The organism is Xenorhabdus kozodoii (assembly GCF_002632875.1).
Taxonomy (GTDB): Bacteria; Pseudomonadota; Gammaproteobacteria; order Enterobacterales; family Enterobacteriaceae; genus Xenorhabdus; species Xenorhabdus kozodoii.
On record NZ_NJCX01000012.1, the window covers coordinates 97,613 to 122,763 of the forward strand.

General features: G+C 44.0%; 18 protein-coding genes. 5 read left to right on the forward strand and 13 right to left on the reverse strand.

Annotation, left to right across the window (positions count from 1 at the left end; all coding sequences use genetic code 11):
* Positions 1-146: 146 nt before the first annotated feature.
* From Xkoz_RS10005 to metE, 6 genes are all read right to left on the reverse strand, one after another.
* Entirely contained in the window at positions 147-1,526 is a 1,380-nt protein-coding gene (locus Xkoz_RS10005) for a GntP family permease (protein WP_099142020.1), read from the reverse strand.
* A gap of 14 nt (positions 1,527-1,540) precedes the next feature.
* Positions 1,541-2,494, reverse strand: coding sequence for a D-erythronate dehydrogenase (gene denD, locus Xkoz_RS10010; protein ID WP_099142021.1), 954 nt, complete (start codon positions 2,492-2,494; stop codon positions 1,541-1,543).
* Between the two features lie 86 nt (positions 2,495-2,580).
* Complete coding sequence (locus Xkoz_RS10015) at positions 2,581-3,348, reverse strand: DeoR/GlpR family DNA-binding transcription regulator (protein ID WP_099142022.1); 768 nt, start codon at positions 3,346-3,348, stop codon at positions 2,581-2,583.
* 34 nt (positions 3,349-3,382) lie between these two features.
* Positions 3,383-4,156, reverse strand: coding sequence for a 2-oxo-tetronate isomerase (gene otnI, locus Xkoz_RS10020; RefSeq protein WP_099142023.1), 774 nt, complete (start codon positions 4,154-4,156; stop codon positions 3,383-3,385).
* A gap of 696 nt (positions 4,157-4,852) precedes the next feature.
* On the reverse strand, positions 4,853-6,127 hold the full coding sequence (otnK, locus tag Xkoz_RS10025) for a 3-oxo-tetronate kinase (RefSeq protein WP_099142024.1): 1,275 nt from the start codon (positions 6,125-6,127) through the stop codon (positions 4,853-4,855).
* 688 nt (positions 6,128-6,815) lie between these two features.
* A complete protein-coding gene (gene metE, locus Xkoz_RS10030) occupies positions 6,816-9,095 on the reverse strand; it encodes a 5-methyltetrahydropteroyltriglutamate--homocysteine S-methyltransferase (RefSeq protein ID WP_099142025.1) in 2,280 nt (759 codons plus the stop codon).
* 108 nt (positions 9,096-9,203) lie between these two features.
* On the opposite strand from metE, the gene metR reads away from it, so the two are divergent.
* Positions 9,204-10,160: an HTH-type transcriptional regulator MetR gene (metR, locus tag Xkoz_RS10035; RefSeq protein ID WP_099142026.1), complete on the forward strand. Its 957-nt coding sequence runs from the start codon at positions 9,204-9,206 to the stop codon at positions 10,158-10,160.
* Here metR and Xkoz_RS10040 read toward each other — a convergent pair.
* The 3 genes from Xkoz_RS10040 to Xkoz_RS10050 form a co-directional block, all read right to left on the reverse strand.
* The gene (locus Xkoz_RS10040) at positions 10,045-10,944 is read right to left on the reverse strand and encodes a carboxylate/amino acid/amine transporter (RefSeq protein ID WP_141554411.1); all 900 of its coding nucleotides are present in this window, start codon (positions 10,942-10,944) and stop codon (positions 10,045-10,047) included. The genes metR and Xkoz_RS10040 overlap by 116 nt on opposite strands.
* A 22-nt stretch (positions 10,945-10,966) precedes the next feature.
* Complete coding sequence (locus tag Xkoz_RS10045; RefSeq protein ID WP_099142027.1) at positions 10,967-12,616, reverse strand: Na+/H+ antiporter; 1,650 nt, start codon at positions 12,614-12,616, stop codon at positions 10,967-10,969.
* Between the two features lie 296 nt (positions 12,617-12,912).
* Entirely contained in the window at positions 12,913-14,259 is a 1,347-nt protein-coding gene (locus tag Xkoz_RS10050; protein ID WP_099142028.1) for an NCS2 family permease, read from the reverse strand.
* A gap of 543 nt (positions 14,260-14,802) precedes the next feature.
* Between Xkoz_RS10050 and glk the strand changes: the two genes are divergently transcribed.
* The gene (gene glk, locus Xkoz_RS10055) at positions 14,803-15,771 is read left to right on the forward strand and encodes a glucokinase (protein WP_099142029.1); all 969 of its coding nucleotides are present in this window, start codon (positions 14,803-14,805) and stop codon (positions 15,769-15,771) included.
* Between the two features lie 248 nt (positions 15,772-16,019).
* Here the strand turns inward: glk and Xkoz_RS10060 are convergent, their stop codons facing one another.
* Positions 16,020-16,541, reverse strand: coding sequence for a single-stranded DNA-binding protein (locus Xkoz_RS10060; RefSeq protein WP_099142030.1), 522 nt, complete (start codon positions 16,539-16,541; stop codon positions 16,020-16,022).
* A gap of 249 nt (positions 16,542-16,790) precedes the next feature.
* On the opposite strand from Xkoz_RS10060, the gene uvrA reads away from it, so the two are divergent.
* The 3 genes from uvrA to Xkoz_RS10070 all read left to right on the forward strand — a co-directional run bounded on the left by uvrA (position 16,791) and on the right by Xkoz_RS10070 (position 20,606).
* Entirely contained in the window at positions 16,791-19,622 is a 2,832-nt protein-coding gene (uvrA, locus tag Xkoz_RS10065) for an excinuclease ABC subunit UvrA (protein ID WP_099142031.1), read from the forward strand.
* 252 nt (positions 19,623-19,874) lie between these two features.
* Positions 19,875-20,027, forward strand: coding sequence for a DUF5993 family protein (locus Xkoz_RS22960; RefSeq protein ID WP_422646049.1), 153 nt, complete (start codon positions 19,875-19,877; stop codon positions 20,025-20,027).
* A 12-nt stretch (positions 20,028-20,039) separates the two neighbouring features.
* Positions 20,040-20,606, forward strand: coding sequence for a disulfide bond formation protein B (locus Xkoz_RS10070; RefSeq protein WP_099142032.1), 567 nt, complete (start codon positions 20,040-20,042; stop codon positions 20,604-20,606).
* Positions 20,607-20,818: 212 nt separating this feature from the next.
* On the opposite strand, the gene Xkoz_RS10080 is transcribed toward Xkoz_RS10070, so the two are convergent.
* The 3 genes from Xkoz_RS10080 to dnaB form a co-directional block, all read right to left on the reverse strand.
* A complete protein-coding gene (locus Xkoz_RS10080) occupies positions 20,819-22,015 on the reverse strand; it encodes an amino acid aminotransferase (protein ID WP_099142034.1) in 1,197 nt (398 codons plus the stop codon).
* 72 nt (positions 22,016-22,087) lie between these two features.
* Positions 22,088-23,167, reverse strand: a complete 1,080-nt coding sequence (gene alr, locus Xkoz_RS10085) for an alanine racemase (RefSeq protein WP_099142035.1) — start codon at positions 23,165-23,167, stop codon at positions 22,088-22,090.
* Positions 23,168-23,269: 102 nt separating this feature from the next.
* Entirely contained in the window at positions 23,270-24,679 is a 1,410-nt protein-coding gene (dnaB, locus tag Xkoz_RS10090; protein ID WP_099142036.1) for a replicative DNA helicase, read from the reverse strand.
* Positions 24,680-25,151: the final 472 nt, after the last annotated feature.

Consider the following 25,151-nt stretch of genomic DNA (forward strand, 5'->3'; position numbering starts at 1 on the left):
AACGTGATCCACAAAGATGTATTGCGGAGATAAGATGAGTATTTGCTGGAAAATCGGGGGCGTGGCAACGAGAGAGAAGGGAGTTATGGCCTGACAATTACCTGAGTAAAATAGGTAATTGTCAGAGCAAGGTTAATGATGACAAATTACATAATAAGGTTAAGAATTAGTATTCCACACAGCCCAACCCCCCACGCAATGGTTGTCGGTATTGACCAGACTATCATTTGCTGTTTTGCATCTTTAATGCCCATCATTCGGTTGACCACCCAAAACAAACTATCATTGAAGTAGCTGCAAAACAGTGCGCCTATAGTTGCAGCTTGGGCAGCTAATAGCATATTGATATCGGGTATCTGGCTGATTACCGGTGCTGAAATAGAAGCTGCTGTTATCATTGCGACTGTACCGGAACCTTGAATTAAACGTACTAATGTCGCAATGATAAATGGGATTAAAATCGGCGTTATTGGTAGGCTAGCGATCTGTTGCGCCATAAAAGTTCCTACCCCACTTTCACGTAAGACTGCGCCTAATGCTCCACCAGCACCAGTAACCAACAGAATAATCCCTGCTGTTTGTAACCCCGTTTCCAGATGCTCAGTAATCTCGTGTTTACTGACTTTTGGCATTAGCGTATAAATCGCCAGTAATACGCTGATTGCTAAAGCAATAATAGGTGAACCAAGGAAATCAAAGAGTTGAAAATAGAAATATTTTCCTTTTTCAAAAAATATGTCAAATTGCAATAACACATTATTGATTGCTTTAACCAAAATCAGGACTATTGGGACAATAATAGGCAAAAGAGAAAGCGTTAAACTTGGTAGCGGTTTATTCGCTTTTTCTTCCATGTAACGCTGATGAATCTGTTTCAGGTCTTCTGGGCTTTCCTCAACATACTGATATTCTGGATATTTAATCGCCAACCATTTTGCATAGAAAGTGATGCAAATAACACATGGAATAGCCAATATAATACCGACTAACATCATTGCGCCGATATCCACACCAAAGATCCCAGCGACACCAAGTGGCCCAGGCGTTGGTGGAACAACATGGTGAGTCACTACCAGTCCTCCTGCCAATGCAACTCCCAATGTCAATATATTTCGTTTTCCTTTCTTCACCAATGCCTTAACCAGAGGATAAAGTAGAATAAAAGCCGTATCGACAAAAATAGGAATACTAACAATGTACCCAGTCATTGCCAGCGCCCATTCCTCACGTTTCTTACCTAACCAATTAATTAAACTATAAGCAATTTTTTCGGCAGCACCGGAAACCTCCAGTATCCGTCCCATCATGATCCCCAAGCCGATCACAATACCGATACTACCTAACGTTGATCCAAATCCTTTAGTAATCACTTCAACGGTATTCGTAATAGTTAAACCACCGGTGACTCCAGCGATGACGGCCGAAATCAGCATAGCAAGCAAAGCATGAATTCGGGTCTTCAAGACTAGAAAGATCAAAGTAAATACAGCTACAGCCAATCCAATTAGTGGAATATAAGGTGTCATCATCAAGCTCCATCTCAATCTTTATCATTAGCAATAAATGAACGAATAGCATCACTGAATGAACAGTCAGCACTAAACCCCAAGGCGAGGCTTCGACTAATATCAAAATTTCCAGGCCAACTTTCCACAATTCGGTTGATGTTTTCATCTAACTCAAAGCAAATAAGCTCTGTGGTCTTCTGTCCTGCTACGTCTTTCAGTGCATCAAGCATCCCTTGTACTGTGATACTGATCCCAGGCAAATTTACAATGCGTGAAGAACCCAATTTATCTGCTGAAATCTTGGCTGCATGAATAAAATTGCGAATGACTGTTTCAGGACTCGAAAGCCACAACACAAGCTCACGGGAAACAGGGCAAATGCAACTCTCTCCATGCAATGGTTCACGAATAATTCCACTAGCAAATGAAGAGGCCGCCTTATTGGGTTTACCTGGACGGATACTGATAGTGGGTAATCTGAGAACTCGTCCATCAACATATCCCTTGCGAGAATAATCGTTTATCATCAACTCACACATGGCCTTTTGTGTACCATATGAGGATTGAGGATTAACAGCATAGTGATCGGTTACTGTTTCTGGTAAAACTCCCCCAAATACAGCCAATGAACTAGTGAAAATAAATTTCAGTGATGGATTCTTGTTACGAATAGCCTCCAATAGGTTTCGTGTCGAATCAAAATTAACTTTCATACCTAAGTCAAAGTCTTGTTCCGCATGGCTGCTGACAATAGCAGCTAAATGAAACAAAATATCACTTTCTGCATCAATGAGTTTTTCAGCCGAATTTTCTTGCGTCAAATCCAGCGCTAAACATTGCACTCGTGGATCATTGATAGGGGAAACAGGACATTGAATATCAGTTAGAACCAATTGGTCAAAATTAAATGCTAACCTATTTTGAAGTAAAGTAAACGCTAACTGCTGGCCCAAAAAACCTGCGCCACCAGTAATAATGATTTTCATATAGAATTCTCCTTTATAGTCTCTCAGAACTATTTTTGTAGGTGAGGTTATATTTTTTAATATCCTTATATTATTTTTTATTACGCTTATATATTGACAATGTGTAGATCCATATTTAATTCCTTTAATTGTTGTTGCACTGACATCGGTAATTGTCCATCACATACAATGTCATTCAGACATGAGAGAGGGCAAACACGAAACATTCCATATTTTCCATACTTACTGCTATCAGAAACCAATACTTTCCTACGGGCTATTTCGAACAATGCCTGTTTCACCAATACTTTTTCTTCATGTGGCGTGGAAATTCCATGCTCAAGATCCCATGAGCTGGTACTAATAAATGCAATATCTACATTTAAAGTACGCAGTACCATAGCCGCGCTATTACCTACACAAGAATAATTACGTTTATCTACCTGTCCTCCAGTGTGAAACAAATTCAGTTGTGGTTTATTCATCAAATGCTGAGTAATCGAAAAATCATTCGTAATGATTGTCAGGTTAAAGCGTTCCGCCAATACCTGTGCCATTTCAAATGTCGTAGTCCCTGCATCCAAATAGACCACCTGTCCGTCTTCCACTAATGAGGCCGCATATTTACCTATTGCTCGTTTATGGCGATGATGGATAAGTGCTTTTTCATTCCATGGTAGTTCTTGCCGCAACGCATCATTTAGCTGGATACCTCCGGCGATACTAATAACTTTTCCTTCTTCTTCTAAAATGCGGATGTCTCGCCTCACAGTCATGTGAGAAACACTTATCAACTTTACTAAAGTGCTAATAGAGACTGCCCTATGTTCATGTAAATAAAAATAAATAAAATCTCTGCGCTCTGAGGGGTTCATGACCTCTCCTGCTACATTAACAGTACAATCATGATTAAGCCCTTACTAACCACCCAAGTCCTTCTTCCGTACTATTTTCTGGATGATATTCACATCCAAACCAACCTTGATATCCCATCTCATCCAATTTCCTAATCAACCAGAAATAATTGACTTCACCTCTATCTGGCTCATTACGTTCAGGCACCGAGGCAATCTGTATATGGCTGAATTTACCCCATAGCCGTTCTATTGTTTTCAATAAATCTCCTTCCATAATTTGACAATGGTAAAGATCTAGCTGGATAAAAACATTTTGCCGATCAATATATTTCAGTAACTCTTCCGCCTGATTTTGTGTTGTCAAAAAATAGCCAGGCATATCACGAGTATTGATCGGTTCAATTAAGATTTTGATATCATGTTTGGCCATCACATCTGCGGCGTACTGAAGATTGGTGATATAACACTCGCATTGTTGTTCCTTCGTAAATTTTTTATCCCATCTTCCAGCCATTGCATGAACTTGTTTACAACCTAGTGCTCGCGCATATTCCAACGCTTTATGCACTCCATCTGCAAAAGCCTTCTCTCGTCCAGGTAAACACGCGATCCCTCTATCACCAGAATCCCAATCTCCTGCAGGCATATTAAATAATACCTGTATCAATTGATTTTTTTTCAATAAATTGGAAAGTTCCTCCGGTGATTCTTCATAAGGAAATAGATATTCAACACCTTTAAAACCCGCTTTTGCTGCTTGCTCAAAACGTGCGGTAAATGGAACTTCGTTAAACATCATACTTAAGTTCGCTGCAAATTTAGCCATAATTTACCTTTATTATCTGGGACAATACACCGCCAAATCCCCTATATGCGATTTAATTACGGAGTAATAAAACCTGTTTAGTGGTGTCAAATAAGGCTTTGTGTAATCTTCCAATCATTTATGTCGAAAAAGCTTGCCGTAATATCTTACTTCCGACAACTGAATCATGATTTTCAAACAAAATAGTATTGCATTTTGTGGCAATCCTCTCAATTTATTAAATAACTTTATTATCCCAGAGTAAAAATAACTTTCCCTTTTAGAGAATACATAGTCTACGCTCATGGCGTAACATGGCGTGATAAAAAAAAGATATTTTTCACAAAGGATATATACCAATCGCCTTTCAAGATGCGTCTTATATCTCCCCGCATAGCGGGAAGATATAAACACTCTCGTTGGTTTGCAAACGGCAACTTGAAGTTAGATTGGTATATATGGAAGGTAACGGTTGAATACGGGAATATGAAAATACAATAGCATCCCATCTATTTGATATTTTGTTATATATAAAAAATTTTTTATACGATTATCGCTCGATATACGATACTTAAATGTGCATTTTTTACCCTATACATTTAGTGTCATTCTACAATGTAGCGGTGAATAAATGATATTCTCTTCCCTATATTTTCCTCTAATATCATAAAGTAAACATTAAACCAGCTTATACTAACTAAGCCAGAAAGGCTCTTTTCACATAGAGTACATCTCCTGTGCATACCGAAAGAAATCAATCTCACCAAAATTACCTGATTTCAAGGCAAACCAGCAATCAGTGTGTGGATCATGTACCCAAGGAACACCGGGAGCAATAGATGTACCAATACTGAATTGGTCAATTCCCAAACTCTGTACAACTTGAGCAGAAGTTTCTCCGCCTGCAACAATGAAAGTATTAACGCCCTGATCTCTCAGTTTTCTTACAATTTCAGCAAAGAAACGCTCAACAGCATGGCTTGCCGCTATAACACCATACTGCTGCTGGATCATTTCCAATAACTCAGGAGGTTGTGTCGCATATAGCATCGGCGCAAAACCATTTACTGGTTGCTGAATGAACCAATCTATCAATTTGTTGACATATTCTGGATCATTGATACATTCACCTACATTCAATGGCATGGCAGGTGCAATTTTTTTATATTCAATGACTTGCTTGTTTGTCATAACTGAGCAGCTTCCAGAAAGAATGATAGCTTTTCTATCTCTGGCTGGTGGAATTTCCCCAATTACTGATGTTGTCCTCGTTTGTTTCGTATGGTAACAAGCAAGAGCGGCTCCTAAACCTGAACCACCAGTCACAAGAATCATTTCCGATACTGCTTGAGCTATCGGTGACAAATCCTCCATAGTCACAGTATCGACTACCGCATAACGGATACCTTGTTGGTGTAATGATTTCAATTGATAACAAATCGCCTCTTTCCCCTGACGTACACAATGAAGATCGACCAAACCCGCTGTCCCTTTTGCTTGCTGTTCTATCAGACGCAGTAAATTAGAATCTTTCATCGGAGTAATGGGGTGGTACTGCATTCCACTTTCGTTCAATAATTGCCCATAGACCAATAAATTCCCGTCCAAGACTGTCCGTCCGTTAACGGGAAGTGCTGGACAAATCAGGCTAAGATCAGTTTGAAGTTCATCCATCAAGGCATCCATAACGGGTCCGATGTTTCCTTCCGGGGTTGAATCAAAAGTGGAGCAATACTTGAAAAATAATTGTCGGCAACCTGCCTTATATCGTAGCCATCGACAAGATTTTAAAGATTGCTCAACCGCCTCATCACTAGGACAAGAACGACTTTTCAGACTAATAACGATAGCATCGACATCATAGGGAACAGGGGTGTTTTCATCTGGTGCGCCTAACAACTGGGTAACCTTCCAGCCATTTTGCACCATAAAACTGGCTATATCAGTTGCGCCAGTGAAATCATCAGCAATCACTCCAAGTTTGATAGCCATAGCTGCTCCTCTGGTAAAATTGCTATCTTGTACATCTTAATCATTCAACACGTTATCTCTTATTGATGGAGTAAATTTCATCTTTTATCCGTTTTTTTATAAGTTTCAGACTCCTTATGTCATACCAATAATCAGCTTGAGTAAAAGTGATGCTAATGCCAAATAGGATTGAGTTGGAATGCCGGCTTTCATTGCTTCCACTTCTTATCATCTCTATTTTATTAATTTATGTAGTTCCCTGGTGTTGTACGACATTTTGTTGCTTTGTTAATCTTCACATAGGTCACTTCACAAAAAAACGACAAATATCACATTCATAGTTTATATTTCATCACAGAAAAAATCGTAATAATTTGAATTTAAAGCATTTTTAATAAAATTACATAAAATGCCATTTCACACACTTGTGTGAAAGACAAACCTATCATAAGAAAAACTTCTTAATATCAAAACCATTCCAGCATATGCTGGATAGATTAGATTGAAAATTAGGGATTGCCTAACCTAATCAATAAGCTGATTCCCAACGGTAAAATCCGAAGTCCCGAAAAATCCAGGCCTAACATCCGCAGGGATGGAACTGTTGAAAAATAAACAACCAGAGAAATGAATAACCCGCCACATTGTCTTAACTGTGGCGGGTATCTGCACAACGTATTGCGTTTAAATTGAACGTCTAAACTTTAAGTTAACTGTTTAATGAAGAACGTAAATGTTTTGCCGCTTCGACCATGTTTGCCAGAGCTTGTCGGGTTTCTGTCCAACCACGCGTTTTCAGGCCGCAGTCTGGGTTCACCCACAAGCGCTCGACCGGGATACGATCAGCCGCTTTGCGTAGCAATGCCTCAATCCATTCAACACTAGGGACGTTTGGCGAGTGAATGTCATATACGCCAGGCCCTATCTCATTCGGATATGAGAAATCTTCAAATGAATCCAGCAATTCCATATCCGAGCGCGACGTTTCAATGGTGATCACATCTGCATCCAACGCTGCAATGGAAGGCATGATGTCATTGAACTCGCAATAACACATATGGGTATGGATTTGAGTATCGTCTTTCGCAATTGCTGCACTGAGTTTGAAAGCATCCACCGCCCATTCCAAATATTCCTGCCACTCTTCTCTGCGCAGTGGCAAGCCTTCACGCAACGCAGGTTCGTCAATCTGGATGATGCCAATACCCGCTTTCTGCAAATCATCAACTTCATCACGCAGAGCCAGTGCAATCTGTTTCGCAATGGTTTCACGGCTGAGGTCTTCCCTTGGGAATGACCAACAGAGAATGGTTACAGGCCCTGTCAACATGCCTTTGACGGGTTTTTCCGTCAAGGATTGCGCATAGGTCGCCCAGTTTACTGTTATCGCCTCTGGACGGCTAATATCGCCAATAATGACCGGTGGTTTCACACAACGGGAACCGTAACTCTGTACCCAACCATTTTGGGTAAAGACATAACCATCAAAGTGCTCGCCGAAATATTCCACCATGTCGTTACGTTCAGCTTCACCATGAACCAGGACATCCAGCCCCAAACGCTCCTGCTCTTGAATCGCCTGTTTGATGTGCTCACTGATATTCGTTCGGTAATATGCATTGTCCACTCGGCCTTTTTTGAAATCGAGACGCAGGCTACGAATTTCCGTTGTTTGCGGGAATGAACCGATGGTCGTTGTTGGCCACAGTGGTAAGTTATAACGTTGGCGCTGGAGCTTGGCACGCTCAGGGTATACCTGATTGCGTTCACTATCCTGTGGCTTAATTGCCGCAATGCGCTCAGCGACCACTGGGTTATTCACCCTTGCAGAGCTGCGACGGGCGCGAATTGGCGCGCTATAGGCATCAAGTTCCGCCTGTTTGCTGCCTTTCGGCGCATTCAATGCTTGTGACAACAAAGAAAGTTCCGCACATTTCTGTAATGCGAAAGCAAACCAGCTTTGCACCTCTTCATCCAACCCCGTTTCATCATTCAGGTCAATGGGGCTATGGAGCAATGAACAGGAAGTGCCAATCCACACATTTCGCTGACCAACCAATGGTGCGACAAGCTGGTATTTCTCACTCAAGTCGGCTCGCCAAACATTGCGCCCGTTAATCACCCCCACGGAAAGTAACCAATCTTCTGGCAACGATTTATCCAAATCTTCAAGGGAATCCTGTCCTGCCACCAAATCAACATGCAATCCTTGCACGGGCAGCGATTTGACCGTTTCCAGATTGTGGCCGATGCTATCAAAATAGGTCGTCAGCAATAATTTCACTTGTCCTTCAAGTGATTGATAAGCCGTTGAGAATGCCGCCAACCACTCTTCGGGGAGTTCCAGTACCAGAGCGGGTTCATCAATCTGCACCCACTCAATGCCACGTTCCGCCAATGCTGCCAGCACTTGCTGGTATACCGGAAGGATATCTTTTAACAGAGACAGGCGGTCAAACGTTTTGCCTTTCACCTTGCCAAGCCATAAATAGCTCACTGGTCCCAAAAGAACAGGTTTGACTTTGTGTCCCAATGCCAGGGCTTCATCGACTTCATCCAACAATTGCGTCCAACCCAGTTTAAATTCCTGCCCTTCCTGAAATTCAGGTACGATATAGTGATAGTTTGTGTTGAACCATTTCGTCATTTCTGAAGCCGCCGCTGGTGTACCTGTTGGTGCCCGACCACGGGCGATACGGAACAGCGTATCCAGATCAATATGACCATCTTCATTTTGATGACGCGGAGGAACATTGCCCAATAACAAACTTGTGGTCAATACTTGGTCATACCAGGCAAAATCACCAACCGGAACTAAATCAACGCCCGCTTCTTTTTGTTGTTGCCAGTGACGTGTACGTAATTCACGCCCTGTTTCCAGCAATTCTTGTTGAGAAATTTTGCCAGCCCAATAGCTTTCTTGCGCCTTTTTTAGCTCTCTTTTCAAGCCGATACGTGGAAAACCTAATGTATGATTCAAAACCGTCATGTCGTCACCCGTGAAATTTTAGCCGTCTAGATGTTTACACTTCTATAATCAACAGGTAGTGTATAAACCACAAGCGCAAATTATTCATTATCATCTTGAAGGTTTTTCATGATCGAACTAAAACACTTAAAAACGCTACAAGCACTCAACCATTGTGGCTCACTTGCAGCGGCGGCAAATTATTTGCATCAGACGCAATCCGCCCTTTCTCATCAATTCAGTGAATTAGAACATCGGCTGGGGTTTAAGTTATTCATTCGTAAAAGCCAGCCTTTGAAACTAACCCCTCAGGGGGAGGTTTTATTAAAGTTGGCAGAACAAGTTTTGCCCTTGGTGACCGCTTCCTTACGTCAATGCCATGAACCGGAAGAGACAAACTTACGCATTGCCATTGAGTGTCATAGCTGTATCCAATGGCTGACCCCCGCACTTAAGCGTTTTCGTGAAAGTTGGCCGCAGGTTAACGTGGATTTCAAATCGGGTGTGACATTTGATCCGCAACCGGCACTGCAAAAACGCGAGCTGGATATTGTCCTGACATCTGACATTATTGCAGACAGCAACCTGCATTATACGCCGCTGTTTGATTATGAGGTGAAGCTGGTGATTGCCCCGGATCATCCACTGGCGAATAAACGCGATATTCGCCCACATGATCTTGCCGCTGAAACCTTGCTGATTTATCCTGTCCAGCGACAACGGTTTGACATCTGGCGACGTTTTCTCCAGCCAGCGGACGTGACTCCAACATTAAAAACTGTCGACAATACCTTATTGTTGATTCAGATGGTTGCCGCCCGATTGGGCATTGCCGCGTTGCCGCACTGGGCAGTGGAAACATTCGAAAGACAAGGATTAGTTGTCACTAAAACGTTGGGAGAAGGGTTATGGAGCAGATTGTACGCCGCCAGCCGGGAAGGAGAGCAGTGCCAACCTGCTATTGATACATTTATTCGTTCTGCGCGCCAGCACGCGGTGGATAGTTTACCGTTGGTGAAACGGGTTTCAATATCCAGCGGTGATGCACCCAAAGTGACGCAACAATCAGGCTGCCTCCAATGGTAAAACTCAGCCAGTTGGGATGCTGCTGCCAAATTGCAAAATTGACCAACAGTCCCGCCGGAACCAGCATATTATTCATAATTGCCAGTGTTCCGGCATCCACCTGAGTGGCACCATAGTTCCACATAAAGTAGCCAACACCTGATGCTCCAACACCCAGCCAAATCAAGACTCCCCACTGTAGCTGCGTTGTTGGCAGTTTTTGGGGATCACCAAACATCAGCCAGCCAATAACAGCGACAACGCAAGCGCCCAGATAGAACCATGAAAATGCGGTTCGCTGCGGGATCGGATGGATCTCCATCAAGCGCTTATAACCGACCTGCCCAATTGCAAAGAAAATATTGGCCAGTTGTACTAACACCAGGCCAATCCAGAACGATTCACTCAATTGGTCATAACGAATAATCGCTGCACCCGCCACGGCTAATATAGAGCTCAAGGCATAACCCCAGCGCAATCGCTGACGCCCCATCAAATCATAAAATAACGTGACATAGAGCGGCGTCATAATGGTAAACAGCAAAAATTCTGCCACCGTCAGGTAGTGATAGGCGTGAAAGACAAACAGATACATTACACCAAGCTGGCAGGCACCAACGGCCATATACAGCGAAATCACTTTCAGCGATAACCCACGCCAGCGCAAAAAGGGTAAAAATACCATTGCGGCCAACATGACCCTGACAAGAACAGAAAACCAGCTATCAACCTGACCTGCGAGATAAGCGCCAATCAAGCTAAATGAAGCGGCCCACAAAAATGTTGTGATCGTTAACAGCCACATAATTTATTGATCTTTTACCTTTTTATTGATTTTTTTCCACTAAAAGCGCTTCCAGCAAATCAAGCTCGTGCAGCAACGTTTGCAGTGTTTCATTACTAATTTTACGGGTTGCGCGCAAGTGATATAACTCCCCCCGCTCAGCCCTTAATGCCGTCAGACGGAAGCGGCGTTCCAGATCTTCCACCATCAGGTTATGCTCAATTTCATCCGTTCCTGCAGTTCGGCGGCGCAAATAGCCGGTGACTCTGGAAGCAATTTCGCTAATGACTTCTGCATCCAGTTTCTCTTCGGTATTGGCCGATAGACGCTCTTCCATCTTATTCATACTGACAATCGCAACCTCAGCCATTGCCGATTTTGCCATTCTGATTTCATTAAGGTCTGCCAGCTTATCACCGACTTTCATGCCACGCAGCAGTAAAGGCAAGGCGATAACGCCCACAAAGAGGGAGAACAAGATCACGCCCGCGGCAATAAAAATTAACTGATAACGCGCGGGAAACGGATCACCATCCGGCAAGAACAATGGCACAGACAGCGCACCAGCCAGCGTAATGGCTCCACGAACCCCCGCAAATGAAGCTAACCACAATTCACGGGTGGTATAGGTAGCAAAATGCAGCGGTTTTTTCTTTATCAGTATCTTGCTGGTATTTTTCATCAGCCATAACCAGCTAAAGCGCAATAATAACAGTGCCGCGTAAATGATCCCAACGGCAGCGAATAGCATCCAGGTTTCAACATTGGGATCAAGCTCAGCCTGCTCTACCGATGTTTCCCAAATACCGGGTAATTGCAGCCCCAGCATAATGAACACAAGACCATTAAAGACAAAGGCCAGCATTCCCCAGACATTATCGGCTCGCAGACGCATATCCAGTGGTGCGTTGCGGATCACGCCGGCTTTACTGATGGTCATACCTGCGGCAACCGCAGCCAGAATTCCCGATACACCGATATGTTCAGCAATCATATAGGAGGCAAACGGCAACAACATCATAAACATGATTTGAGTGGCGGGATCATCCCCACTCCAACGGCTCATCAGTCGCAGTGATTTACTGTACAACCAGGTGATAGCGATACCTGACAACAAGCCGCCAATCGCTACCTTGAAAAACTCCACCGTTGCACCAGTGACGGTAAAGACCATCGTACCCATCGCAATCGCCACGGCAAATTTCAGAGCCACCAGACCCGAAGCATCATTCATTAATGCTTCCCCTTCCAGCACGCTCATCATATCCTTAGGAATACGTCCTTTTCCAACAATCGATGACAATGCCACCGCATCTGTTGGGGATAATACCGCCGCCAGCGCAAAAGCAGCAATCAGTGGGATACCCGGCAATAACCAATAGATTAAATAACCAATGCCAACAACCGTCACCAATACCAACACTAAAACTAAGATGACGATTTCACGACTATGCTGGAAAAATTCTCTGGTCGGTGTTTTCCAACCATCAACAAACAACAAAGGAGGGATAAGTAAAACGAGGAATAGCTCAGGATCAAAAGTAACGTGTAAACCAAAACGAGGCCACGCCAGCAATGCTCCCATCGCTATTTGCACTATCGGCAAGGGAACACGGAACGGGATCATTTTAGTAAGAACACCAGAAACTGACACCACCAAAATCAAGATCAAGATAGTAAAGAATATTTCCATGTTACCCTTACAAATTGCCAAAAATCCGTCAGTGGAAAGATTGTGACTGTTTTTTACTATTAATAACAGGGTTAATAACCATAAATATTACAGTTATTAAAGAAAATCAAAAAACAATCACATTGTGAATCAATCAGCATTGATCCATTTCTCTATTTTATGCTTATCGGCCAGGATATGTTGAAAAATGAGTATATTTTTATAATGTATCTGGTTATTACAAGATAGCTAATCGTGGAATGGAAAGGTATGGAAGGAATGCGCAAACGCTGAGCGTTTGCGCATAATATTTTATATCAGATAGCCCAATTACCGGCATAAAATACCACTAATACAATGGCAAGAATAACTGTACCTATATTGAGTTTACGCCATTCACCCGAAAAAATACGCCCAACAACCAGCGCACTGAAACCCAGCATAATGCCTGTCACGATGTTACACGTCAGCACGATAAATACCGCGCAAAGTAAACCTGACATTGCATCAACAAAATCGTCAAAGTTTAGCTTTCTCACATTACTTAGCATTAATAACCCGACGTACATCAAGGCAGGGGCAGTCGCATAAGCCGGAACCAAATACGACAGCGGAGACAAGAATAAAATCAACAGGAATAAAATACCCACAACGGCAGCGGTTAAACCCGTTTTACCACCCGCCGCGGTTCCTGCGGCAGACTCAATATAAACCGCCGCGGGGGAAGAGCCGATAACCCCGGCCAAAATGCTACTGACCGAATCGGCGGTCAGTGCCTTGCCGCCATTGATAATCTGGCCTCGCTTATCCAGCAAATTGGCTTGCCCTGCAACAGCCCGGATCGTACCCGTCGCATCAAATATCGCTGTCATTACCAGCGCCAGAACACTGGGCAATACAACAGGCTGTAACGCCCCCATAATGTCCATGCTCAACATCAGGGACAAGCCATCTTCCCCCAATGTCGGAAATTTAAACAATCCTTGATATTTAACGGCGGGATCAAAAATCAAACCGATAATAGAGATCACGATGATCACCAGTAAGATACCGCCCGGCACTTTCTTCTTCTCCAGGCCGATAATCCCTGCCAGCCCCAATAGCGTCATCCCCACGGGAAAGGAGGTCAATGAACCAAAGGAAACCGGCAAGCCAGCGTGAGGGTTCTTAATCACCAGGCCAACACCATTGGCTGCGATCAACAATAAAAATAAGCCAATGCCAATACCCGTTCCATGTGCAATCCCCATTGGCATATTGCGTAAAATCCATGCTCGCACCCCTGTCACGGAAATGATCGTAAACAGGCATCCCATCAGGAAAACTGCACCAAGTGCCACAGGAATGCTGACCTGCTGCCCTAACACCAGGCTGAACGCGGTAAATGCCGTCAATGAGATCGCACAACCAATCGCCATGGGCAAATTAACCCACAACCCCATCAATAATGAGCCGATACCGGTCACCAGACAGACAGAAATAAACACAGCGGTATGAGGAAATCCGGCTTGCCCAAGCATCCCTGGCACCACAATAACGGAATAGACCATCGCCAAAAATGTTGTCAATCCAGCGAGAACTTCCTGACGTACCGTCGATCCGCGTTCAGTAATCTTAAAATACCTATCGAGTTTGCATTGAGTTGGTGCCTGCATACCAGACATGTTTTTCCCCTGCTTTTGTTAAATATGTTGCCTTGAAAAACGCCCGTCCTGCCTCTTCACTCACCAAACGAAAACGATTACTTCACAAGACAACAAAATCAGTGCTGTACTGATTAGTCCAGCCATTCGTTTGCGCAATCGTTTGGCTTTTTGGGTAAAGAAACAGTGAGAAAATGTGAAGCGGATGATTATCCAGTGGATCAGGGATAAGAATCAAGCGCTAATCACCTTGGCAGAGGATAAAACTCATGTTCTGTCTGTTTGCAGAGTCATTTATTAACATTGATGCCTATTTGTTCAATAATGACGAAGATAGGAATAATGAGCCTTAATTCATCGGCAGAACATAAGGTGGCAAAGTCGCTTAGGAACGGTACATCTCCGACTGATTTCCTCCGCGAAGATTACGACGTTTTTCACTAAAATATCGATACATTTTTATGCGGCCTTTAGGCCAGAGCTTGTGTAAAATCCCCCCAATTCGACTTTTGACGGACTCATTAGAATAGAGACCATTTTCTGTAAATATTAAGGAGATAAACCATGGCAACTTATGCTCTGGTCGGTGATATCGGCGGTACAAATGCACGTCTGGCCTTATGTGATGTAGATACGGGGCAACTGAGCGCAGTGGAAATCTATCCCTGCGCACATTATCCATCGCTTGAAATCGTTATCCGCCAATATTTGGAACAACAAAACTGTGAAGTTAATGATGGCTGTATCGCTATTGCCTGTCCGGTAACCGATGATGTGATCAGTATGACCAACCACAGTTGGCGTTTTTCGGTTAGCCAAATGCAGGCATCCCTGGGGTGGGAACGTTTTGAGGTGATTAACGATTTTACCGCCGTTTCCCTCGCCATTCCGGTTCTGGGGGCAGATGATGTGATCCAGATTGGCGGAAAACAGCCTCAGACTAAACGCCCTATCGCGGTTTATGGTGCAGGTACGGGATTAGGTGTCGCACACCTTATTCACACGGGAACTCAATGGATGAGTTTGCCAGGTGAAGGGGGTCATGTTGATTTTGCGCCGGACAGTACGGATGAAGATCATATGTTGACCGTGCTGCGTGAAGAATATGGTCATGTCTCCGCCGAGCGAGTCCTTTCTGGGCCGGGTTTGGTGAATATTTACCGCTCCCTGATAAAACTCAGCGGCCAGATCGCAGAAGATCTTACCCCTCGCGATATTTCTGATCGCGCACTGAGTGGAAATTGCCCTGTCTGCAAACAGGCATTGGAACTCTTCTGCACCGCGTTAGGACGTTTTGGTGGCAACCTGGCCCTCAATATTGGCGCATTTGGTGGTGTTTACATCGCAGGTGGGATCGTCCCGCGTTTTCTTGATTTCTTTCAAAAATCAGGTTTCCGGCAAGGATTTGAAAACAAAGGCAGATTTAAGCGCTATTTAAAAGATATTCCTGTGTATCTGATTACTCATGATAAACCAGGCTTATTGGGGGCGGGATCTTATATTCGTCAATCACTGGGTAAAGAGATTGGGTAAATCTTTCCGAGATAGTGATACTGACTCATGCTATTTATTTGTTTGATTTATTGATAATAATTTTGAGCCCTATTTAGCATAAGTATCTCATCATTCCATTGACTATGAGAACGCTGGCTTGATCTGACAATTACCGAAAAAAAGCGAATAATTGCCAGATCAAATTTAAGCTACTACAAATTAAACGACGACAGAAAAGAAAAGTCGGGATCGACCTTCGTCAGATACTGAGCAACTTTTCAGTCCACTCAGAACGGAATATCATCATCAAAATCTATTGGTGGCTCGTTGCTCTGTGGTGCAGGAGACTGCGCTGGACGAGATGGAGCGCCGCCACTGAATTGCTGAGATGCTTGAGCTTGAGGCTGTTGTGGTTGTCCCCAGCTTCCTTGTGCTGGTGCATCCTGTGCTGCGCCACTGCGGCTACCCAACATCTGCATGGTGCCGCCTATAGGATTGACCACAACTTCTGTGGTGTAACGGTCTTGACCACTCTGGTCCTGCCATTTGCGAGTCTGCAAAGAGCCTTCGATATAAACCTGAGAACCTTTGCGCAAGTATTCACCGGCGACTTCTGCCAATTTGCCGAAAAACACGACACGGTGCCATTCGGTTTTCTCTCTCATCTCACCGGTTTGCTTATCGCGCCAGCTCTCAGACGTTGCCAGAGTAATGTTGGCAACTGCACCGCCATTCGGCATATAGCGAACTTCCGGGTCCTGCCCCAAATTACCCACTAAAATAACTTTGTTTACGCCTCTGCTGGCCATTGGGAATACTCCTGATGAAATGAATTTTGCTAAAAACGGATGTCTCTAATTATAAGCGAAGTAGTTTACCATGCGAGGGATAAGTTTATATAGAAAGCCTTTATATTATACTTTGCGAAGCGCATCGTACTTTACATTGTGTGGATACAGCCTATTTTTCCCTTAAGTACTGTATATCCACTCAGCAATATTCGTGCAATAATAATGCGTTTATGAGTTTTGCTCTATCAATAATCTGGGAAATGGTATATGGATAACATCGAAGTTCGGGGCGCACGTACCCATAATCTTAAGAATATCAATTTAATAATTCCCCGTGACAAGCTGATAGTCATTACTGGGCTATCTGGCTCTGGTAAGTCCTCTTTGGCTTTCGATACCTTGTATGCAGAGGGGCAACGCCGCTATGTTGAATCCCTCTCTGCTTATGCCCGCCAGTTTTTGTCACTGATGGAAAAACCGGATGTCGATCATATTGAAGGGCTATCCCCCGCCATTTCCATTGAGCAAAAGTCTACTTCCCATAATCCACGCTCTACGGTCGGAACGATAACTGAAATTCACGATTATCTCCGTCTGCTATTTGCGCGAGTGGGTGAGCCACTTTGTCCTGAGCACAATATCACGCTGGCAGCACAAACGATCAGTCAGATGGTAGATAATGTTCTGGCATTGCCAGAAGGCCAACGCCTGATGTTATTGGCTCCTGTCGTCAAAGAGCGTAAGGGGGAGCATAGCAAGCTGCTGGATAATCTTGCAACCCAAGGCTATATCCGCGCCCGTATTGATGGTGAAGTGTGTGACCTTTCCGATCCGCCAAAACTCGAATTACAGAAAAAACACACCATTGAAGTCGTCATCGACCGCTTTAAGGTGCGCGCTGACCTCGCCCAGCGATTGGCGGAATCTTTCGAAACCGCGTTAGCGCTTTCCGATGGCACGGCCGTCATTGCCAATATGGATGATACAAAGGCCGAAGAGTTGGTCTTCTCCGCCAATTTCGCCTGTCCAATATGTGGCTATAGTATGAGCGAATTGGAGCCGCGTCTGTTCTCCTTCAACAATCCCGCAGGAGCTTGCCCTACTTGTGATGGATTAGGGGTTCAGCAGTTTTTTGATCCTGAACGCGTTGTCCAAAATGAAGGGATCTCCCTTGCCGGAGGTGCGATCCGGGGTTGGGATCGCCGTAATTTCTACTATTTCCAGATGCTAAGATCATTGGCAGAACACTACAAATTCGATATCGAAACCCCATTTAATCAGTTAGGTGCCGACATTCAGAAAGTGGTCTTATACGGTTCAGGTAAAGAATCCATCGAATTTAAATACACCAATGACCGGGGTGACGTGACTGTTCGTCACCACCCGTTCGAAGGTGTTCTGCATAATATGGAACGCCGCTATAAAGAGACGGAATCCACCGCAGTACGGGAAGAATTGGCGAAATATATCAGTAATCGATCTTGCATTTCCTGTGACGGAACACGATTGCGTAAAGAAGCGCGTTATGTCTTTATCGAAAATACCACGCTGCCACAAATTTCGGATTTCAGCATCGGTCATGCGATGGCGTTTTTCCAAAATATCAAACTGAATGGACAACGTGCCAAAATTGCTGAAAAAGTCCTGAAAGAGATCTGTGATCGCCTGAAATTCTTGGTGAATGTTGGATTAAATTATCTGACGCTCTCCCGCTCAGCAGAAACGCTTTCAGGCGGGGAAGCCCAGCGTATCCGTCTGGCGAGCCAGATCGGTGCAGGGCTTGTCGGTGTGATGTATGTGCTGGATGAACCTTCCATTGGTCTGCACCAAAGAGATAATGAGCGTTTGCTGGAAACATTGCTCCACCTGCGCAATTTAGGCAATACGGTTATCGTTGTCGAGCACGATGAAGATGCCATCCGTGCGGCTGACCATATTATTGATATCGGACCAGGAGCGGGCGTACATGGTGGTGAGATTGTTGCCGAAGGCAAACTTATCGATATCATGGAAAGCCCACAATCGCTCACGGGAAAATACCTGAGTGGTGAACGTAAAATTGCTATTCCAGAACAACGCGTGCCCGCCAATCCAGACAAGATGTTGAAATTGATTGGCGCAAAAGGCAATAACCTGAAAAAAGTGACATTAAACCTGCCGGTTGGCTTGTTTACTTGTATCACAGGCGTTTCTGGCTCCGGTAAATCAACGTTAATCAACGATACGCTGTTCCCTATCGCGCAGCGCCAGTTAAACGGGGCGACAAATATTAATCCTGCCCCTTATATCGATATCCAAGGGCTTGAGCATTTTGACAAGGTGATCGACATTGACCAAAGTCCGATCGGCAGAACCCCCCGTTCAAATCCGGCCACTTATACTGGCGTGTTCACCCCTGTCAGGGAATTATTTTCGGGCGTTCCTGAATCCCGCGCCCGCGGCTATACACCGGGGCGTTTTAGTTTCAACGTCAAGGGCGGACGTTGCGAAGCCTGTCAGGGTGATGGGGTAATCAAAGTTGAGATGCACTTTTTGCCCGATGTTTATGTGCCTTGCGATCAATGCAAGGGCAAGCGTTACAACCGCGAAACACTGGAAATCAAATATAAGGGCAAGAATATTAATGAAGTGCTGAACATGACCATCGAAGAGTCTCGTGAATTCTTTGATGCCGTGCCTGCCCTTGCCCGTAAACTGCAAACGTTGATCGATGTCGGCCTCTCCTATATTCGTCTGGGGCAATCTGCAACGACACTTTCCGGCGGGGAAGCTCAGCGGGTAAAACTGGCGCGAGAATTATCCAAGCGAGGTACAGGCCAGACACTGTATATTCTTGATGAACCAACAACTGGCCTGCATTTTGCGGATATTCAGCAACTATTGTCCGTTCTGCACCAATTGCGGGATCAAGGAAATACGATTGTCGTCATCGAACATAATTTGGATGTCATCAAAACGGCTGACTGGATTGTTGATTTGGGTCCCGAAGGTGGCAGTGGTGGTGGTGAAATATTGGTTTCAGGAACACCAGAAGAAGTGGCTCAATGTGAGAAATCTCACACTGCTCGCTTTTTGCAGCCAATACTTGAACGAGATTAATTTATTAATTTCAAAACTCAATTATCTATAATTCTCCCCACTTGGTGGGGAGTTTTTATAGCCCATTATTAACCAAACTCATCCTCATACCTGCAAAAAAGCCTTTCCTTACCGTTAATTCAGATGAAACAACCTTTCGTGAATTAATATTCGATTGTTGATCTAATATTATTAATACTCACATTGCCAAAGTATTAATGCCATAATGGCATAACACATGCTTTAAACTTATAATGGAGATGAAACATGTATATGTTTTTACCGTTCTTAATTGCGCTAGTTATAATTGCAACTGTTATTACCGGCAAGAAAAAGCTGACGTATACACTTTGGTTCGCTTTATTTATCGTCACAGTATTTTGGTTTAAATATCATGCCACTGATGCATTGAACCTTTCTTTCTAATCGGAGGCCGTAATGAATAATACCCTGTCAGCGCCGCGTAATATTAACCTTGCAATGGCCTTGAATATTTTGGGTCTGTTCGGCATTTGCGTGGTTTTGATTGTCGCGTTTTATTATCAATTAGCGCGTTTTGAACTTCCCTGCCCATTATGTTTATTGCAGCGTGCAGGCATTATCATGATTGGTTTTGGCTTTTTATTTAATATTTATTTTGGCATAAAGAATGCCCATTATAGCCTTTCACTGTTTGGCTGTATTGTGACTGGTTTCGTTGCCATGCGTCAGGTTTCTCTCCATATCATGCCGGGAGATATGGGATATGGTTCAACTTTCTTCGGTTTGCATTTTTATACTTGGGCTGCAATTCTATCTATCCTGGCTATTATTGCCATCGCAGCCATTATGCCCCTGAAAGCAGGCAATAGTGATCCGGCAAGATATACCCCACCAACCTTAGGCAAAATTGCTATGGGTTTGTTCGCATTTTTAATTGCAGCCAATCTGGTTTCCACCCTGTTGGAATGTGGTGGCGGGCAATGTGATGACAATCCAACGTTCTATCAGTTACTGAAAAAGTAATTTTTTTATATTGAACTCAATAAAACAGAAGGCCGCATAATTCCAGCAACCTTCTGTTTTTTTCAATGGGGTGTTTTTAAGCGAGTTATTTTCACCAAAATTCCCCGAAATATATCCGTGATTATCGATCCAACATGCTATAAAGCCGCTCACTGAACGGCTTGGAATAGTTAACAATTTTTTTCTGATTTTCTTTGCGTGTAGACAAAAAATCACTCACTCACCGCAGCAAATGCCTCTGCAATGCGTTGTACATTATGATGATTCACGCCCGCCATACACACACGGCCAGAACCGACCAGATAGACGCCAAATTCTTCGCGTAATCTGTCAACTTGTGCCTGACTAAATCCGGTATAGCTGAACATTCCACGCTGTTTCAGTAAATGATCGAAGTTTTTCTCTGGCAGTGCTTGTTGCAGGGCATTGACCAATACTGTGCGCATTTCCAGAATACGCAAGCGCATATGTTCAACCTCCCCCAACCATTGGTTTTTTAATTCAGGGGTGCTCAATACTCTGGCAACAATTTGCGCACCAAAATTTGGCGGACTGGAGTAAATACGGCGCACCGTTGCTTTTAATTGCCCCAAAACACGTTTAGCGACTTTTGCGTCATCACAAATAACTGATAATCCACCAACGCGCTCACCATACAGCGAGAAAATTTTCGAAAATGAGTTACTAACCAGGCAAGGTAGCCCCGCATTCGCCATTGCGCGGATCGCGTAGGCATCTTCTTCCATGCCATCGGCAAATCCCTGATAAGCGATATCAAGGAAAGGAAGCAATTCACGCTCTTTGGCAACCTGAACTACCTGATCCCATTGATCATTGCTAAGATCGGAGCCGGTTGGGTTATGGCAGCAAGGGTGCATTAAAATAATGCTTTTTGCCGGCAGTTGGTTAAATGTTGCCAACATTTCGTCAAATTTTACCCCTTTGGTTTTATCATCAAAATAAGGGTAATAATTCACTTTAACGCCTGCCCCGGCAAAAATGGCGGCATGGTTTTCCCATGTCGGATCACTGCACCAGACTTCAGAATCAGGAAAATAGCGGTGTAAGAAATCAGCGCCGACTTTTAATGCGCCTGAACCACCCAGTGTTTGAATAGTGGCAATGCACTGCGGGTTTAATCGCGGATGATCTTTGCCAAACAGCAATTCCTGGACTGACGTGCGATAGGCAAGCAATCCTTCCATTGGGAGGTAAAGGGAAGCAGATGGTGGCAAGGTACTCATTTGTTCTTCAGCCGTTGCAACAGCCTGCAATTTTGGGGTTATACCCTGCTCATCGTAATACAGCCCGATGCTCAGATTTATTTTTTCTGTGCGGGGATCATTTTTAAATTCTTCCATCAACGACAGGATAGGATCACCCGCATACGCATCAACATTTTGGAACATTACGTTATACTCCCTGCTACTGAGTTATATATAAAATATAAAGTACAATAGCAGACAATATAGCTTACCCGATTATTCGTCCAGATATTCCATTGCAACACGTGAGGTCAGTTTCGTAATCAATTCATAAGCGCTGATCCCCGAATGCTCCGCAACTTTTTCAACGGGCAAAGCATTACCCCAAAGAATGACTTCATCCCCGACTTTATCCTGACAAGCAGGCCCCAAATCCACCGTAATCATATCCATAGAGACTCGGCCAACAAGCGCCACTTCACGACCATTGATAAATACGGGAGTACCAACAGGAGCACTGCGCGGATAACCATCACCATATCCCATCGCCACAACACCAAGGTAGGTGTCACGTTCACTGCTCCACGTCCCCCCATATCCCACAGCTTCACCCGCTTTGTGCTTACGCACGGCAATTAAGCTGGATTTCAGTGTCATGGCAGGGCGTAAATTAAAGTCAGCCGCCGTCTTATCCGCCATCGGCGAGGCTCCATACATCATGATACCGGGACGAACCCAGTCTAAATGCGCCGTGGGCCATAATAAAATCCCCCCTGATGCAGAGATGGATTTTTCACCCGCTTTATCCGCAATAAATGCCATAAAGCGTTTAATTTGTTGCTGGGTCGTTTCAACTGTAGGCTCATCTGCCCGGCTAAAATGACTCATGATATTAACGGGTTGTTCAACGTTATGACAGCGGCTCAGACGTTGATAGAATTCGTCTGCCTCATCGACTCTAACCCCCAGACGGTGCATGCCTGTATCGAGTTTCATCCACACCTTAATTGGATGGGACAAATTCGCCTGTTCCAATGCCTCAAGCTGCTCAATACTATGCACCACGGTTTCAATATGATTGACGACTAAAACAGGTAGATCTGCCGCTTCAAAAAAACCTTCTAACAACAAAATTGGCTTGACGATCCCTCCACTGCGCAGGGCAAGAGCTTCCCCAATGCGAGCGACACCAAAACAATCAGCGTCTTCCATTGTGTACGCAGTTTCCAATAAACCATGTCCATAGGCGTTTGCTTTCACAACTGCAACCAGTTTACTGTCAGGTGCTTGTATTCTCACTTGTTGCAAATTGTGTCGCAGAGCGCGGCGGTCGATAACAGCAGTTGCCGCTTTCATTCCATCCCCTTTTTATGATTTTTCAGTCAGGTTTGATAAATAACAGCCTATCTTCAATGTTGGTGATTGACGTCATTGAACATGAGCGATAGGTGCTTAAGTTTATTCGTCACTGTAATTTGGCCCAGCATAATTATCGAATCGTGACCATTGACCATTAAACGTCAGTCTGGTTGTGCCAATAGGACCGTTACGCTGTTTACCAATGATGATTTCTGCCACGCCTTTTAGCTCACTGTTATCGTGATAAACTTCGTCACGATAGATAAACATGATCAAGTCAGCATCCTGTTCGATAGAACCTGATTCACGCAGATCGGAGTTGACCGGACGCTTATCGGCTCGCTGTTCCAAGCTACGGTTAAGCTGGGAGAGTGCAACAACCGGCACCTGAAGCTCTTTTGCCAGTGCTTTTAGTGAGCGGGATATTTCCGCAATTTCCAGTGTCCGGTTGTCAGATAACGAGGGAACTCGCATTAATTGCAAGTAGTCGATCATAATCAAACTAAGCCCACCGTGTTCGCGGAAAATCCGTCGCGCACGGGAACGCACTTCTGTTGGCGTCAAACCGGATGAATCATCGATATACATATTGCGTTTTTCCAGCAATATTCCCATCGTGCTGGAAATTCGCGCCCAATCTTCATCATCAAGCTGACCGGTACGAATACGGGTTTGGTCTACGCGGGATAGGGACGCCAGCATACGCATCATGATCTGATTGCCGGGCATCTCAAGGCTGAAAATCAAAACCGGCTTATCCTGCATCATTGCCGCGTTTTCACACAGGTTCATCGCAAAGGTTGTTTTTCCCATTGAAGGACGCGCCGCCACGATGATTAAATCTGATTTTTGCAATCCTGCGGTTTTCTTATCCAGATCTTGATAACCGGTAGAAACGCCGGTTACACCGTCATGCGGGCGCTGATAAAGCTGTTCAATTCGTTCAACCGTTTCTTCCAGGATTTGTTCAATGCCCTTCGGACCTTCATCTTTACTCGCCCGATTTTCTGCAATCTGAAATACCCGTGATTCAGCCAAATCCAACAGCTCTTCGCTGCTTCGCCCTTGTGGATCGTATCCCGCATCTGCAATTTCATTTGCTACCGCGATCATATCGCGCACTACCGCACGTTCACGCACAATATCGGCATAAGCATTGATATTCGCAGCACTTGGGGTATTTTTCGATAATTCAGCAAGATAGGCGAACCCGCCGACATTATCGAGTTCACCATGCTGTTCAAGAGATTCCGATAATGTGATCAGGTCGATAGGTTTGCCGGTTTCGAGCAAACGCTGCATTTCAGAGAAAATACGCCTGTGTGGCCGACTAAAAAAGTCTTTGCTGGCAACGCGTTCGGATACATTATCCCAACGTTCATTATCCAGCATCAAACCGCCTAACACGGATTGCTCTGCTTCCAAAGAGTGTGGTGGAAGTTTCAGCCCTTCCATTTGGCGATCTTTTGGTTCAGCCATACTGTTGTTAGTTGGTTTTTTTCCAGCCATGTAACCGCATCAATCCACTAAATAAAAAACGAAAATAGGGTATCAGTATACGCCATGAAAACAGCCTTGAGTAATTATATATAGTCTATACTCGCAATTAAAACACAACCGATTGATATTGAATAAATAAACCTCATTTTTCAACGAGTTTACTCTTATTTATTTATATAATTGTTTATACATAGAACACTGAACAAACCTATAAGCAAAGCATAAGATAAAAACAATGGAAAAGAAAAGAAAGAATGAGAGTGAATGTGTGAACAATAAAACGTGGTCAGTACGTTTAACGTTCCAAGATATGAGGATTGTGTGTATTCAGTTGAAAACTATTAAAGTAACGACTACGAATGTTACTACTAGTGAGAAGATATGTATTAGTCCAGATTAGATCTGACAACTACCGGTTATTTATACAGGTGTCTGTCAGGTTAAATCTGGGTTAAATTCTTTTCTGCCCAGAGTCGTTTTC

Excerpts from the sequence above, each read along its gene's own strand:
- dnaB (WP_099142036.1), bottom strand. The coding sequence starts at position 24,679 with ATGGCTGGAAAAAAACCAACTAACAACAGTATGGCTGAACCAAAAGAT.
- Xkoz_RS22960 (WP_422646049.1), top strand. The coding sequence starts at position 19,875 with ATGTTTTTACCGTTCTTAATTGCGCTAGTTATAATTGCAACTGTTATT.
- metR (WP_099142026.1), top strand. The coding sequence starts at position 9,204 with ATGATCGAACTAAAACACTTAAAAACGCTACAAGCACTCAACCATTGT.
- denD (WP_099142021.1), bottom strand. The coding sequence starts at position 2,494 with ATGAAAATCATTATTACTGGTGGCGCAGGTTTTTTGGGCCAGCAGTTA.
- alr (WP_099142035.1), bottom strand. The coding sequence starts at position 23,167 with ATGAAAGCGGCAACTGCTGTTATCGACCGCCGCGCTCTGCGACACAAT.
- glk (WP_099142029.1), top strand. The coding sequence starts at position 14,803 with ATGGCAACTTATGCTCTGGTCGGTGATATCGGCGGTACAAATGCACGT.
- Xkoz_RS10070 (WP_099142032.1), top strand. The coding sequence starts at position 20,040 with ATGAATAATACCCTGTCAGCGCCGCGTAATATTAACCTTGCAATGGCC.
- Xkoz_RS10050 (WP_099142028.1), bottom strand. The coding sequence starts at position 14,259 with ATGTCTGGTATGCAGGCACCAACTCAATGCAAACTCGATAGGTATTTT.
- Xkoz_RS10045 (WP_099142027.1), bottom strand. The coding sequence starts at position 12,616 with ATGGAAATATTCTTTACTATCTTGATCTTGATTTTGGTGGTGTCAGTT.
- Xkoz_RS10015 (WP_099142022.1), bottom strand. The coding sequence starts at position 3,348 with ATGAACCCCTCAGAGCGCAGAGATTTTATTTATTTTTATTTACATGAA.
- otnI (WP_099142023.1), bottom strand. The coding sequence starts at position 4,156 with ATGGCTAAATTTGCAGCGAACTTAAGTATGATGTTTAACGAAGTTCCA.
- Xkoz_RS10040 (WP_141554411.1), bottom strand. The coding sequence starts at position 10,944 with ATGTGGCTGTTAACGATCACAACATTTTTGTGGGCCGCTTCATTTAGC.
- uvrA (WP_099142031.1), top strand. The coding sequence starts at position 16,791 with ATGGATAACATCGAAGTTCGGGGCGCACGTACCCATAATCTTAAGAAT.
- Xkoz_RS10060 (WP_099142030.1), bottom strand. The coding sequence starts at position 16,541 with ATGGCCAGCAGAGGCGTAAACAAAGTTATTTTAGTGGGTAATTTGGGG.
- otnK (WP_099142024.1), bottom strand. The coding sequence starts at position 6,127 with ATGGCTATCAAACTTGGAGTGATTGCTGATGATTTCACTGGCGCAACT.
- Xkoz_RS10005 (WP_099142020.1), bottom strand. The coding sequence starts at position 1,526 with ATGACACCTTATATTCCACTAATTGGATTGGCTGTAGCTGTATTTACT.
- Xkoz_RS10080 (WP_099142034.1), bottom strand. The coding sequence starts at position 22,015 with ATGTTCCAAAATGTTGATGCGTATGCGGGTGATCCTATCCTGTCGTTG.
- metE (WP_099142025.1), bottom strand. The coding sequence starts at position 9,095 with ATGACGGTTTTGAATCATACATTAGGTTTTCCACGTATCGGCTTGAAA.